A 12,956-nucleotide genomic window follows, 5' to 3' on the forward strand; every position below is an offset into this window, starting at 1 on the left:
GCTGAAGCGACGGAAGACGGTGTTCCATTCTCCAAACAGCTCCGGCAGATCGCGCCAAGGCGAGCCGGTGCGCACGATCCACAGCACCGCCTCGATGAACATACGATTGTCCCGGCCCGAAGAGCCGCGCGTCCGCTCGTCGCCGATGATGTGCGGCGCTATCCGCGCCCACTGCTCATCCCCAAGCACCAGTCGATCAAGAACACCCATCGCTGCCTCATCAAAGGCAGCTTTGAATCACAGATCATTCAGCCCGGGAACCCCAAGAGTCCACACTACCTAGCCCGCGAAGGTCTCGTATTCGGCTGGCTTGAAGCCGACCAGGATGGTCTTGCCGCGCTCCAGCACCGGGCGCTTGATCATCGAGGGCTGCGCCAGCATCAAGGCGATGGCCTTCGCTTCGGTGAGGTCCGCGCGATCCGCCTCCGGCAGCTTGCGGAAGGTGGTGCCGGCCCGGTTCAGCAGGGTTTCCCAGCCCACCGCCTTCACCCAGCCTTCCAGTTTCGCGGGGGTAATGCCCGCGGCCTTGTAGTCGTGGAAGGCGTAGGCGACGCCGTGGCCGTCGAGCCAGGCCCGGGCCTTCTTCATCGTGTCGCAATTCTTGATGCCATAGAGGGTGGGCGTCTGCGCCATCGTCGGTTCGTCCGTCCGGAAATGAGAGGATGAAGTATAGCAGGCGCGCTCAGTCCGCGCTGTGCGATGGTTCCGCGCAATAGCTGGCGAGGGCCTGGGCCAGATGGTCGAAGACCGTCCGCACGCGCCGTACGCGGCCGAGGTCCTCATGCATGGCGAGGAACGTCTCCAGCCCATGCGTGAAGCGATCCGGCAGGATATGGACGAGGCGCGGCGCGCGGGCGGCGAGGCCCTCCTGGCAGATGCCGATGCCCGCGCCCGCGCGAATGGCGGCGATCTGCGCCAGATGGCTGTCCGTCCGGTAGCTGAGCGCTGGAATAATCTCTGGGCCGAAGACGGCGGTGAAGGCTCTGAGATCGCTCGTCTCGCGGTCCGGGCCGACGAGTGGAAAGGCGGTGAGCTCTTCCCAGGTGCGGGGCACGCCGTGCCGTGCGACGAAATCCGCGCTGGCGAACAGGCCGAGCCGCACCGTGCCGACCTTCTTGATACGCAGCGCCGCCTGCGCCGGCCGCACCATGCGCACCGCGATGTCCGCCTCCTGGCGCAGCAGGTCCTGCGTGCGGTTGGACAGATGCACTTCCACCTGGAGCTTCGGGTGGCGCGCCTGCAGGTCGGTCAGGATCGCCGGCAGCACCTCGGCCCCCACCACGTCGCTGGCGGTGATGCGCACCGTGCCCGCCAGCTCCGTTCCGGGGCCGGAGGCGGTTCGCCCGAAGGCGGCTGCGGCCGCGGCCATGGCCTCCGCATGGGGCCCGAGCGCGCGGGCGCTCTCGGTCGGCATCAGGCCCGTGGGCGAGCGGGTGAACAGAGGCGCGCCCAGCGCCTGCTCCAGCGCCTCGATGCGCCGGCGCACGGTGGGCTGGGCGACTCCAAGCTCCCGCGCCGCCGCCGATAGGCTGCCGCCGCGCAGGACGGCGAGGAAGGCGCGCTGGTTCTCCCAGTCGGAGAGAAGGGGGATCATACAAAACATACTAGCTGGATGAACATCTTTGGCAATTATGTTCGATCCCGTCGGAGCGCATGCTCCCGTCCGATCCAAGACGGGAGGTTGCGATGGTGGACGGTCCGAGGCGCGTGGCACTGGTGCTGGGGGCGAATGGCGGGGTGGGCGGCGAGACCGCCGCCGCGCTGCTGCGGCGGGGGTGGACGGTGAAGGCGCTGGTGCGGGACCCGGCCGCCGCCGCGCGGCGCTGGGCTTTCGAGGGCCCGGCTCCGGCCTGGATCGCCGGCGACGCCATGGTCCGGGAACAGGTCGTTGCCGCCGCCGCAGGGGCAGGGCTCGTGGTCCACGGGGTGAACCCGCCCGGCTACCGGGACTGGGATCGCTTGGTGGTGCCGATGATGGAGAACACCATCGCCGCCGCCCGTGCCGCCGGCGCGCGCATCGTGCTGCCGGGCACCGTCTATAATTTCGGCCCCGACGCCTTCGCCGACCCGCACGAGGACGCCCCGCAGCATCCCGCCACGCGCAAGGGCGCGCTGCGGGTGGCCATGGAGGAACGGCTGCGCGTTGCGGCGGAAGCGGGTGTGCCGTGCCTCATCGTCCGGTGCGGCGACTTCTTCGGGCCACGCGCGGGCAACACCTGGTTCGCCCAGGGGCTGGTGAAGCCCGGCCGCCCGGTCACCGCCATCAGCGCGCCGGGGCGCAGAGGCGTCGGCCATCAATGGGCCTATCTGCCGGACGTGGCGGAAGTCATCGCGCGCCTGGCCGAACTGGACGGCCTGCCCGCCCGTGCCGTGTTTCATATGGAAGGTCACTGGGACCCCGACGGCACCGCCATGGTGAAGGCCATCCGCACCGCGGTCGGCCTTCCGGTGCAAGTGCGCGCCTTCCCCTGGTGGCTGGTGACGCTGGCCTCGCCGCTGGTGTCTTTGTTCCGCGAGCTGCGCGAGATGCGCTACCTGTGGCAGGTGCCGCTCCACATGCGCAACCAGCGCCTCGTCGTCACGCTCGGCACGGAGCCGCACACGCCGCTGGACCGGGCGGTGCGCGATACGCTCGTCGGCATCGGCTGCCTGCCGGCGGGCGCGGCCGGGAAAGCCGGTGATCCGATGGGGCAGGCGGTGCCGGCGGCGCGCTGACGGGGGCGCGGCGTCGCAGGCGGCTGCAACCGACGATTGGAGAACTGGCGACTTGCGGCGCGATCGCCTAAACAGCCATGATCTGGGGTGAGCGCCTCGCGCGGCTGGGAGCAGGTCTTGAACATCGCCATCGGCTTGTTTGCGGGTCTCGGGTTCATCTTCATCGGGACCCAGTTCCTGACGGCGAACATGAAGCAAGTCGCCGGCCCCGGCTTCCACCGGCTGGTGGCGCGCGCCACCGGCAACCCGCTCAAGGCCATGATCACCGGCATCGCCGCCGGGGCGGTGATCCAGAGCACCAATGCTGTGACGTTCATCGTCATCAGCCTAGTGAGCGCCGGGGCGGCCACCGTGCGCAGCGCCATGCCCATCGTCACTTGGTCCTATGCCGGCTCGACGCTGCGCCTGCTGCTCGCCTCGCTGAACATCGGCGCGGTCATCATGGCCGCCATCGGCCTCATCGGCCTCGCCTTCCTGTTCGGCTACGACCGCAACGCCAAGTACCGTAACCTAGTGGCGGCGCTGCTGGGCCTCGCGCTGCTGCTCTATGGCGTGCAACTGATGGTGCAGGCCTCCGTGCCCATGCGTGAGTCCGCAACCGTCCAGGCGGTGCTGGCGTTCGCCAACAATTTCTATTTGTGGGGCTTCATCGCCGGCACCGCGCTGGCGGCGGTGATCCAGGGGCAGACGGTCTCCATCATCGCCCTGGCGCTGGTGGACGGCGGCGTGCTCGGGCTCGATCAGGCCTTCCTCATCGTGGTGGGCGCCAATCTTGGCGCCGGCATCATGTCCATCGTCCAGGGGGCCGGACTCAGCGGCACGGCGCGGCAGCTCAACCTCTACCAGCTCATCCTGAAGCTCATCGGCGTCGGCGTGATGCTGCCGTTGTTGATGCTGGAGCATTTCGCCCACGTGCCGCTCATCGAGGCCCTGGTCACCTCGATCACCGGCGACGCGGCGCTCCAGGTGACGGCGGTGCACTGGATGTTCCAGATCGTCTCGGCGGTGGTCGCCTCGCTGCTCAATGCGCCGCTGTTCGCTTTGGTGGAGCGCCTCAGCCCCGAGACGCCGCAGGAATCACTCAGCAAACCCCGCTTCATCCAGTTCAACGACGCGGTGGAGCCGCTTGCCGCCATCGGCATGGTGGAGCAGGAGCAGTTGCGCCTGCTGCGTCGCCTCCCGTTCTTCCTCTCGAAGGTGCGCACCGAGGGGGCGGAGGACTTCGACGCGATGGAGCCGCTGGTGGCCAAGGCCTCGCCCAAGGTGCTGCAACAGGCGGGCGTGGAACTCACCAGCACCATCAGCAGCTTCCTCAAGAAGCGACTGGCCATGCCCGGCCAGCCGGAGGAACTGGACCGGCTGTTGCGGCTGTGGAGCGCCAACCAGCTCCTCAAGATCCTGCATGAGACGCTGGGCAGCTTCGCCAAGGGGCTCGGCGATCTGCACACCTCGCCGGCCGTCACCGGGTTCGCCACCACGCTTGCCGAAGCGGCGCACGCCCTGACGGCCACCGTGGCGGAGGAGGCGGAGCATTTCGATGCGGACTCGGCGGAGATGCTGGCAACCCTCACCGGCGACCGTTCGGCGCTGATGAAGAAGCTGCGCGAGGAACTTTGGCAGCGTGCGCCGGACCTCACCGCGGCCGAGCGGCAGGCGGTGTGGGCTACGGCGGACGTATTCGAGCAGGTGGTCTGGCAGCTCAACCGTTACGCCATCAACCTCGCCCGCTAGGAGAACCGCCCGCGGCCGACATCGTCAGGCGTGGCCAAGATAGAGGCGGGCCGCGCGCTCGTCGGCCAGCAGCGAGGCGGCCTCACCCTCAAGCGCCACCTTGCCGCCGTCCAGCACCGCCCCACGCTGTGAGATGGCCAGAGCCTGGCGCGCCCGCTGCTCGATCAGCAGCACGGCGGTGCCGGTATGCGCCAGGGCGGCGATGCGGGTGAAGCTCTCGTCCACCTTGGCGGGGGACAGGGCAGCGGTCGGCTCGTCCAGCACGATCACGCCTGGCCGCGTCATCAGCGCCCGGGCGAAGGCGAGCTGCTGGCGTTCGCCGCCGGACAGGCTGCCGGCCCGCGCCCGGCGGCGCTCGGCGAGCGCGGGGAACATCTCCATCATGTCGGCGACGCGCGTGGCCTTGTCGCGCACGCCTTCCACCACCGTGAGGTTGTCCAGGATGGAGAGGGAGGGGAAGACGTTGGCCACCTGCGGCACATAGCCGATGCCGGCGCGGGCCCGCTGCTCGGCAGGCATCAGCGTGATGTCCCGGCCTTCCAGCAGCACGCGCCCGGTGACGCGCGGCAGCAGGCCCACCACGGCCTTGGCGAGTGTCGACTTGCCCGCGCCATTGGTGCCCGCCACGGTGAGGATCTCACCTGCTGCAAGTGTGAGGTCGATCCCATTCAGGATGTTCACTTCGCCATAGCCGCCGGCGAGCGTTTCGATGGTCAGCATCGGTCGGATGACCCTTCCAAGATTCCGTGGGGGTGGTATTCTGATCGTCAGAATGAACTGGCATTAATCTTTTGGCATCGCTGGGTCGGGGAAATCTAAGCTTCGTAGATCTGGTGTCTGGGGTCGTGTTTGCGTGCAGATGACGGGATGCTGTCCACAGAGCGCGCGTATCGAGTAGCAGTTGACCTGTGGTGGAGTAGATGTCGATGACGATGATTTCGTATGCCCAAAACTGCGAAGACATCATGCTGTGGCGGGTATTGCGCGGCGTTGAGCGTGGCTTTTACATCGATGTCGGAGCCAACGATCCCGTCGTTCATTCGGTGACTCATCTGTTCTACGAGCATGGCTGGCGCGGCATCAACATTGAAGCCAACAGGCAGTATTTCGAAAGGCTCAAGTCTGAGCGTCCAGGCGATGTAAACATCTGCGCCGTCGCGACGAATTTCACCGGTTCCGTCAATTTCTTCGAAATTGACGGAACCGGTTTGTCGACGACCGACGAATGCATATCCAAAGCGCATGATGAGATCGGCTTCAAGAGTTCAGAGGTCAAGGCGGAGGCGCTCACACTCGCGACGATCTGCGAGCGGCATGTCCGAGGCGAGGTGCATTTCCTGAAGATCGACGTGGAGGGCGGGACCCGCGCCGTGCTGGAAGGCATGGATCTGGCCGCCGTTCGCCCGTGGATCATCCTGTCGGAAGCCGTGCGGCCCTTTTCCCAGGAGGAGGATTTCGGCGACTGGGAGGATGCGCTCGTCAGCCGCGGATACACGTTTGTGTATGCCGACGGGTTGAATCGGTTCTATCTCGCGGACGAGCACCTCGGCCTGCGGGACCGCTTCAAATACCCGCCGAATGTGTTCGATGAGTTTTCGTTTCACCACGGCCGGGACGCGGTCCTGGCCGCGCGGGAGGCGGAGCGGGCGGGCCTGCAAGCAAAGCTTGCGGAACAGGTGCAGTGTGTGGCTGAAGTTGCGGACGAGGCGGAACGGCTGCGCACGGAGAAGGCCGCCCTGGAGGCCACGCTCGCGGACCGGACCCAGGGCCTCGCCGCGCTGGAAGCGCAGGCCAGCGCCCTGGCCGGCGAGAGGGAGGGACTTCGCCTCGCCCTGGTCGAACTGACCCGCGCCGGCGAAGCGCGCGCCGCCGAGCGGGAGGCAGCGAACATGCGTCTCAGCGCGGCGCTGGAGGAACAGATGACCTTTGCCGGCGCGGCAGAGGCCCGGACGGCGCAACTGGAACGGGAGGTGGCCGCATTGCAGGCGGCGCTCGCCGCCCAGGCGCAGGCGGCCGAAGCGCAGTCGGTGCAATGGGAGCGGGAGAAGGCCGACTTGCTGGTGACCCGCGCGACCGAGGCACAGGCCGCCGAGGAGCGGCTGGTGCGACTGCGGCACGAAAATGTCCTTCTGCGCTCGGATCTCGGCGCCCATGTGAAGGCGGCGGAGGCACGCCGGGCCAAGCTGGAACAGGAAACCGCGCGCCTTCATGCCGTCCTCGCCGCGCAGGCCGAGACGACCCGTCAGATGCAGCAGCGGGGCGACCATCTGGAAGCCATTCTCCAGCGCGTCGCTGCGAGCCCATCCTGGCGCATCACGGCGCCCTTGCGGGCGCTCGGAAAACGCAAGATGCCGAAGGACCCGTCCTGAGTTGCCGTTCGCGCCCGCGCGGACGGACATCAGGCCGCCGCGCCGCCGAGATAGGCGTCGCGCACGCGCGGGTTGCCGAGCACTTCGGCCGGCGCGCCGGAGGCGATGAGCACGCCTCGATCCATCACATGCAGCGTCGAGACCAGCTTGTTGAGGGCGGCAAGGTCGTGCTCGATGATGAGAAAGCCGATGCCGCGCCCGTTGAGTTCGCGGATGCGCACCGACAATTCCTCGATCAGCACCGGATTGACGCCGGCGAACGGCTCGTCGAGCAGGATCATGCGCGCGCCGGTCATCAGCGCGCGGCCCAACTCCACCAGCTTCTTCTGCCCGCCCGACAGCCGTCCGGCGGGGACGTCCGCCACCTTGGCGAGGCGCAGGAAATCGATGGTCTCGGCCGCTTCGCGGGCAATGGCGGCCTCCTCCGCCTTCACCCGGCCGGGCCGGAAGAAGGTGTCGATCAGCCGCTCGCCGGACTGGCCAGGGGCTGCGGCCAGCAAGTTCTCGCGTACGGTGAGGTGGGAGAATTCGCGCGGCACCTGGAAGGTGCGCACCATGCCCGCCCGCGCCCGCTCCATGGGCGAGGCGCGGCCGAGCGAACGGCCTTCGAAGGACACGTCCCCTGCGTCCGCCGCGAGAAAGCCGGTGATCAGGGAGAACAGGGTGGACTTGCCGGCGCCGTTCGGCCCGATGACGCCCACCAGCGCGCCCGAGGGCACCTCGAAGCGCACGTCGTTCACCACGTGCAGGCCGCCATAGGCCTTTGTCAGTCCTTGGATAGCGAGAGTCATTTGCGGGTGAAATCCCCCATCAGGCCCTGCGGGCGGTACATGGTGAACAGGATGAGCGCGAGGCCCACCACGCCGAGCCGGACGCTGGCCATGGACACTTCCGAGATGAAGGGCATCACGTCGCGCAGGAAGCGCGAGCCTTCCAGGAACAGCATCAGGATGCCCGCGCCCACCAGCGCGCCGGAGATGCGGCCCACGCCGCCCATGATGATCGCCATCCAGATCTGGAAGGTGATGAGCGGCAGGAACTGCTCGGGCGAGATGTAGCCGATGTAGTGGGCATAGACCGCGCCGGCGAGGCCGGCCAGCGCCGCGCCCAGCACCAGCACCTGGATCTTGAAGCCGGCAGGGTCCTTGCCAAGCGCCTTTACCGCCTCCTCATTGTCGCGGATCGCCTCGATCATCCGGCCGAAGGGCGAGCGCACGATGCGCAGCATGGCGAGGATGGCGAGGGCGTTGAACGCCACCAGCAGGCCGAGCACCGCATAGGACTGGGCCGGACCGGTCAGCCAGCCCGCGAACAGCTTGGGGATGCCGGCGATGCCCTGCACGCCGTTGGTCAGCCAGCGCTCGCTGGTGGCGACCAGCCGCACCACTTCCGAGAAGCCCAGCGAGACGATGGCGAAATAGTCCTCCCGCAGGCGGATGCTCACCAGCCCCAGCGGCCATGCGAAGGCCATGGCGAGCACGGCGGCCAGCGGGAAGGACACCACCAACGGCACGCCGTGCTCGGACAGGATGGCGGTGGTGTAGGCACCGACGCAGAAGAAACCCACGTGGCCGAAATTAACGATGCCGGTGAGGCCGTATTGCAGGTTCAGCCCCAGCGCCAGCAGCACGTAGATCGCCGTGATGATGGCGATGGCAATGAGATAGGCGTCCATCAGCGCACCCCCTCGACCCGGCCGAACAGGCCCTTGGGCCGCACCAGCAGCACCGCCAGCAGGATGACGAAGGCGAGCGCCAGCTTGTAAGTGAAGCCCACATAGGGCGTGGCGATCTCCTGCAGCACGCCGAGCAGCACGCCCGCCAGGATCGCGCCCACCGGATGGCCGATGCCGCCGAGCACGGCGGCGGCGAAGACGGGGATGAGCATCTCCCAGCCCATTTCCGGCGACACCACGGTCTTGATGCCCAGCAGCACGCCGGCGAGCGCGGCCACCGCCCCGCTGAGCGCCCACAGCGCCAGCATGACCTGGCGCGGCGCGATGCCGGAGACCCGCGCCAGCATGGGATCATCCGCCACCGCCCGCATGCGACGGCCGATGGGAGTGGCGTGCAGCACGAGGAAGACGACCAGCAGGGCGACGAGCGCGGTGATGCCGATCTTCAGGTCGTTAGGCTGGATGCGCAGGTCATAGACCCGCCAGGGCCGCACCAGCGGCAGCTGGAATACCTGCTGGCCGTGACCATAGACCACGCCCAGCACGGCGCGGATGACGAAGCCGATGCCGATGGAGGCGAGCAGCGCCGAGACCGAGGGCCGACCTTCCAGCGTGCGGAACACCAGCAGATAGGACACCATGCCGACCAAAGCGCCGGCGGCAAGGCCCACCGCGCCGCCCACCACCATTGAGCCGGTGGCGCCGAAGCCGAGCAGCGCCGCATAGGCGCCGCAGGTCATGAAGTCGCCGGTGGCGGCATTGGCGAAGCGCGCCACGCCGAACACCAGCGTCAGCGCCAGCGCGGCAAGGCCGATGACAAGCCCGGACATCAGCCCGCTGATGGCAAGTTCGAGAAACCCGCTCATGCGGGCCTCGCGGACAAAACGGCGGTGAGTGCCGCGCGGCGGGAAACGGGGGTGGGCTCGACGGTCACGGTGTCTGGTCCTCGACCTCCGCCCGGCGTCGGGCGGGGAGGGTGGCATGACGGCGTCCGGGGGCGGCCGGGTGCCGGGCAGAGGGGGCCGCCCGCCGATCCGCTCCCGGCTGGGGGGACCCGGGGCGCGAATGCAAAGGCGGACGGCGAACGCGGGAGCCGGTTCCGTACCGCGAGGGCCGGCCCGGCTCTAAAGACCTTGCGCGAGCGCGCTCCGGTCAGAGCTTGACGATGTACTTGCGCTCGATCTTGCCCTTCTCCACCACCGACACCGAGAAGTCCGGCGTCACGTCGCCATACTGGTCGAAGTCGAGGATGGACGAGGCGCCCTGATAGTCGATCTTGCCGGTCTTCAGCGCCGCCTTGCCTTCGGCGAAGGTGGAGACCGCCTTACCGCCGGGGCCGGCCACCTCGCGCAGCTTGGCGGAGATGGCCGCCACGTCCGCATTGGGGCCGGCGGCCTCCATGGCCAGCGCCAGCACCACCACCATATCCCAGGTCATGGCCGCATACACGTTCGACAGGCCGGGCTGGCCCATGGCCTTCTGATAGGCGGCGTCGAATGCCTTGAAGGCGTCTGAACCCTCGTTGGAGATGCTGTCGACGGAGATCAGCCCCTCCGTCACTTCCGGGCCGAGCGCCTTGACGAGGTCCGGATTGGCCGCCCAGGCGGGGATAATGAACTTGGTGGTCTCGCCGGTCTGGAACCATTCGCGCAGGATGATGGTGGTGTCGGCGAGGTAGGAGCCCATGACGATCACGTCGGGCTTGGCGGCCAGCACCTTCTGCAACTCGGCGCGGTAGCTCGGCTGGTTGGGCTCGTAGACGACGTTCTCCACCACCTTGCCGCCCTTGGCTTCCCACGCCTTGCGGAAGCCCTCGGTGTTGCCGATGCCCGAGGCGTTGTTGAAGGCCATGGTGGCCGGGCGCTTGAAGCCCTGCTTGGTGGCCACTTCCGCGAAGGCGCGGCCGAAGCGGTCGTTGGTGGCCTGGAAGCGGTAGAGCAGGCCCTTGGCATTGGCCGGCGGCACCGAGAGGGCAGGCGCGCCGGAGGTGTTCATCAGGAGGATGCCGGCGTCATTGGTCAAAGGCGCGACGGCGAGCGAGACGCCGGAGGCCCAGGTGCCGAGGATGGCCTGGACCTTGTTCACCTCGATCAGCTTCTTGGCGGCGAGCACGGCCGCCTGCGGCTGGGTCTGGGTATCCTCGGAGGACACCTCAAGGGTGCGGCCACCGGCACCGCCGGCATCGTTCACCATGGCGGCGGCGGCCACGATCATCTTCTGCATGCCGGAGCCGTAGGGGGCGCCGGCGCCGGTGATCGGGTTCAGCGCGCCGATGCGGAAGGCGGCGGTCTGGGCGCCGGCGGTGCGCGACAGGGCCGGCAGGAGGACGGAGCCGGCGAGGGCGGCGAGGGTCTGGCGACGGGAGAGGGTCACGGGTCTGGTCCCTTCAGGTCTGGAAGATGGTGTGTTTATTGTGCTTGCACTCAGTTGAGCGAGGTGTGCTTCAGCACCGTGCCGCCCTGCATGATGAGCGGCATGTGCGCGCCCTGGCGGGTCAGCAGGGAGAGGTCGGCGAGCGGATCGCCGTCCACCACGATGAGGTCGGCGAAGGCGCCCGCCGCCACGGTGCCGATCTTGCCTTCCATGCGCAGCAGGCGGGCGGCGACGGCGGTGGCCGAGGCGATCACCTCGTGCGCCGGCATCACGCGGCCGCGGATGACGAATTCCTCGGACTGGTGGCGGTGCATCTCGCCCAGCAAATCGGAGCCGTAGGCCATGGGCAGGCCGGCGTCGCGCATGATGGAGATGGATTCCATGCCGGCGAGCCGCACGCTGTCGATCTTGGCCACCGAGCCCGCCGGGAAGCCCATGGCGGCGCCTTCCGAGGACAGCTTGTCGTAGGTGACGAGGGTGGGCACGGCGATGGCGCCCTGGGTGGCGGCGAACTTCGCCGTCTCGGACTGGATCAGGTTGCAGTGCTCCAGCGAGTGCACGCCGCATTCCACCGCGCGGCGGATGCCCTCGTCCGTATAGAGATGGGCGGAGACGTAGGTGCCGGCGTTCCGCGCCTCCTCCACCACGGCGAGCAGTTCCTCGCGGGAGAAGCCGAGGAAATGGATGGGGTCGGTGGGCGAGGCGACGCCGCCATTGGCCATGATCTTGATGAACTGAGCCCCGGCCTTGATCTCCTCGCGGGCGGCGCGGCGCATCTCCGGCACGCCGTCCGCCACACGGCCGAGCGCGCCGAGGCGGAAGCCGGTGCGGATGGTCTCGCGGTCGTCATAGGGGCCGCGGAAGTCGCAATGGCCGCCGGTCTGGCTGAGCGCCTTGCCGGAGATCACGAGGCGCGGGGCGGGCAGGGCGCTTTCCGCCGCCGCCACTTTCAGGCCGTGGTCGGCGCCGCCCACGTCGCGCACGGTGGTGAAGCCGCGCATCACCATCTCGCCCATCAGCTTCATGGCGCGCACGGCGACGAGGCTGTCCGGCAGCTTGGCGTTGGCGCCGAGGTCGGCGAGGCAGGCGATGGTGTGCACATGGGCGTCGATCAGGCCCGGCATCAGCGTGCGGCCCTTGAGGTCGATCACCTCGGCCGAGGGCGCGCTGATCTTGGGCGCCACCTCGCGGATGACCTCGCCCTCGACGAGCACCTCGACCGGCGCTCCGCGCTCGGGCTCGCGCCCATCGACGATGCGGGCATTGGTGAACAGAAACGACATCACGACACTCCGGGGCACGGCTCTAGGCGCGGGCACCGCGCTTGGGCGCGGTGCGGGCGGGGAGGGATTTGGCGGGCTTGGAATTCGGCTCGGCCGCGCGCTTGGCGGCGGGCGCGGTGGCCGGCTTTGGCGCGACCCTGGCGGCGCGGGCGGGCTTTTCCGGAAAATGCCGGGCCACCTGCGCCTTCCAGAAGGCGAGCATCTCGGAATAATAGTCCGGATCCTCGCGTAGCACGGTCTGGGCGATCATGCCGCGCACCAGGCACATGCTGGCGTTCATCACCGTGCGGGTGTGGCCGGGATCGGCGCCCCGGCTGGCGGCGAGCGCCATCCAGATGGCGTCCAGCCCGGCGTGAAAGTTCTTCACCACCGGCACGAGACGATCCTTGAACTCGTCGTTGTGGCGGGCTTCCGGCAGGTATTCCATGGTCACGTAGAACAGCCGGTCGGACATCATCCGCCAGATGTAGTCGACGATCTCGTCGCTGGAGCCGCCGCGAGCCGCGATGTCTTCCGCGAAGCGGTGCAGGTCGGCCGTCACGCGTTCCAGCATGGCGTTGATGGCGTCGGTGACCAGCTCTTCCTTGGTGGCGAAATGGTGCGTCAGCGCCCCGCGCGAGACACCTGCCTGGGCGGCGATCTGCGGCGTGGAGATGCGGGAGAAGCCCTGGTCGTGCAGCAGGTCGATGGTCGCGTTCAGCAGGCGGGCGGAGGTTTCCGCCGTGCGCTCGTGCTGGGATCGTCTGCGACGCTCCGCCACCTGTGTCTCCCGAATGGCTGCTATGCGTCCACAGCAAGCCATTCAACTTA

13 protein-coding genes are annotated in these 12,956 nt (G+C 68.3%); 3 read left to right on the forward strand and 10 right to left on the reverse strand.

Annotated elements, in window-relative coordinates; genetic code table 11:
- From YU1_RS28715 to YU1_RS0109070, 3 genes are all read right to left on the reverse strand, one after another.
- On the reverse strand, positions 1-210 hold a 210-nt coding region (locus YU1_RS28715; RefSeq protein WP_035714732.1), incomplete at its 3' end, for a transposase.
- Between the two features lie 69 nt (positions 211-279).
- Positions 280-633 (reverse strand): ArsC family reductase, encoded by a 354-nt coding sequence (locus YU1_RS0109065; protein ID WP_029003791.1) that lies wholly within the window; start codon positions 631-633, stop codon positions 280-282.
- 49 nt (positions 634-682) lie between these two features.
- Complete coding sequence (locus tag YU1_RS0109070; protein WP_029003792.1) at positions 683-1,594, reverse strand: LysR family transcriptional regulator; 912 nt, start codon at positions 1,592-1,594, stop codon at positions 683-685.
- 92 nt (positions 1,595-1,686) lie between these two features.
- Between YU1_RS0109070 and YU1_RS28720 the strand changes: the two genes are divergently transcribed.
- Complete coding sequence (locus tag YU1_RS28720) at positions 1,687-2,715, forward strand: NAD(P)H-binding protein (protein WP_035714682.1); 1,029 nt, start codon at positions 1,687-1,689, stop codon at positions 2,713-2,715.
- Between the two features lie 87 nt (positions 2,716-2,802).
- Complete coding sequence (locus YU1_RS0109080) at positions 2,803-4,446, forward strand: Na/Pi cotransporter family protein (RefSeq protein WP_029003793.1); 1,644 nt, start codon at positions 2,803-2,805, stop codon at positions 4,444-4,446.
- Between the two features lie 24 nt (positions 4,447-4,470).
- On the opposite strand, the gene YU1_RS0109085 is transcribed toward YU1_RS0109080, so the two are convergent.
- Positions 4,471-5,166: an ABC transporter ATP-binding protein gene (locus YU1_RS0109085; RefSeq protein ID WP_035714684.1), complete on the reverse strand. Its 696-nt coding sequence runs from the start codon at positions 5,164-5,166 to the stop codon at positions 4,471-4,473.
- Between the two features lie 200 nt (positions 5,167-5,366).
- On the opposite strand from YU1_RS0109085, the gene YU1_RS28725 reads away from it, so the two are divergent.
- Complete coding sequence (locus tag YU1_RS28725; RefSeq protein WP_084539764.1) at positions 5,367-6,815, forward strand: FkbM family methyltransferase; 1,449 nt, start codon at positions 5,367-5,369, stop codon at positions 6,813-6,815.
- Between the two features lie 29 nt (positions 6,816-6,844).
- Here the strand turns inward: YU1_RS28725 and YU1_RS0109095 are convergent, their stop codons facing one another.
- The 6 genes from YU1_RS0109095 to YU1_RS28730 all read right to left on the reverse strand — a co-directional run bounded on the left by YU1_RS0109095 (position 6,845) and on the right by YU1_RS28730 (position 12,906).
- A complete protein-coding gene (locus tag YU1_RS0109095; RefSeq protein WP_029003795.1) occupies positions 6,845-7,606 on the reverse strand; it encodes an ABC transporter ATP-binding protein in 762 nt (253 codons plus the stop codon).
- Positions 7,603-8,490: a branched-chain amino acid ABC transporter permease gene (locus YU1_RS0109100; protein ID WP_029003796.1), complete on the reverse strand. Its 888-nt coding sequence runs from the start codon at positions 8,488-8,490 to the stop codon at positions 7,603-7,605. Before YU1_RS0109100 ends, YU1_RS0109095 begins: the two co-directional genes overlap by 4 nt.
- A complete protein-coding gene (locus tag YU1_RS0109105; RefSeq protein WP_029003797.1) occupies positions 8,490-9,356 on the reverse strand; it encodes a branched-chain amino acid ABC transporter permease in 867 nt (288 codons plus the stop codon). Before YU1_RS0109105 ends, YU1_RS0109100 begins: the two co-directional genes overlap by 1 nt.
- Positions 9,357-9,642: 286 nt before the next feature.
- Complete coding sequence (locus YU1_RS0109110; protein WP_029003798.1) at positions 9,643-10,863, reverse strand: ABC transporter substrate-binding protein; 1,221 nt, start codon at positions 10,861-10,863, stop codon at positions 9,643-9,645.
- Between the two features lie 50 nt (positions 10,864-10,913).
- Entirely contained in the window at positions 10,914-12,146 is a 1,233-nt protein-coding gene (locus YU1_RS0109115; RefSeq protein WP_035714687.1) for a metal-dependent hydrolase family protein, read from the reverse strand.
- Between the two features lie 22 nt (positions 12,147-12,168).
- On the reverse strand, positions 12,169-12,906 hold the full coding sequence (locus tag YU1_RS28730) for a TetR/AcrR family transcriptional regulator (protein WP_245263275.1): 738 nt from the start codon (positions 12,904-12,906) through the stop codon (positions 12,169-12,171).
- Positions 12,907-12,956 lie beyond the last annotated feature (50 nt).

Source organism: Azorhizobium doebereinerae UFLA1-100, from assembly GCF_000473085.1.
In the GTDB taxonomy this organism is placed as follows: domain Bacteria; phylum Pseudomonadota; class Alphaproteobacteria; order Rhizobiales; family Xanthobacteraceae; genus Azorhizobium; species Azorhizobium doebereinerae.

Bases quoted from the DNA above. Each gene is read 5' to 3' on its own strand.
- YU1_RS0109065 (WP_029003791.1), bottom strand. From the start codon at position 633: ATGGCGCAGACGCCCACCCTCTATGGCATCAAGAATTGCGACACGATG.
- YU1_RS0109105 (WP_029003797.1), bottom strand. From the start codon at position 9,356: ATGAGCGGGTTTCTCGAACTTGCCATCAGCGGGCTGATGTCCGGGCTT.
- YU1_RS0109070 (WP_029003792.1), bottom strand. From the start codon at position 1,594: ATGATCCCCCTTCTCTCCGACTGGGAGAACCAGCGCGCCTTCCTCGCC.
- YU1_RS28720 (WP_035714682.1), top strand. From the start codon at position 1,687: ATGGTGGACGGTCCGAGGCGCGTGGCACTGGTGCTGGGGGCGAATGGC.
- YU1_RS0109095 (WP_029003795.1), bottom strand. From the start codon at position 7,606: ATGACTCTCGCTATCCAAGGACTGACAAAGGCCTATGGCGGCCTGCAC.
- YU1_RS28725 (WP_084539764.1), top strand. From the start codon at position 5,367: ATGTCGATGACGATGATTTCGTATGCCCAAAACTGCGAAGACATCATG.
- YU1_RS0109115 (WP_035714687.1), bottom strand. From the start codon at position 12,146: ATGTCGTTTCTGTTCACCAATGCCCGCATCGTCGATGGGCGCGAGCCC.
- YU1_RS0109085 (WP_035714684.1), bottom strand. From the start codon at position 5,166: ATGCTGACCATCGAAACGCTCGCCGGCGGCTATGGCGAAGTGAACATC.
- YU1_RS0109100 (WP_029003796.1), bottom strand. From the start codon at position 8,490: ATGGACGCCTATCTCATTGCCATCGCCATCATCACGGCGATCTACGTG.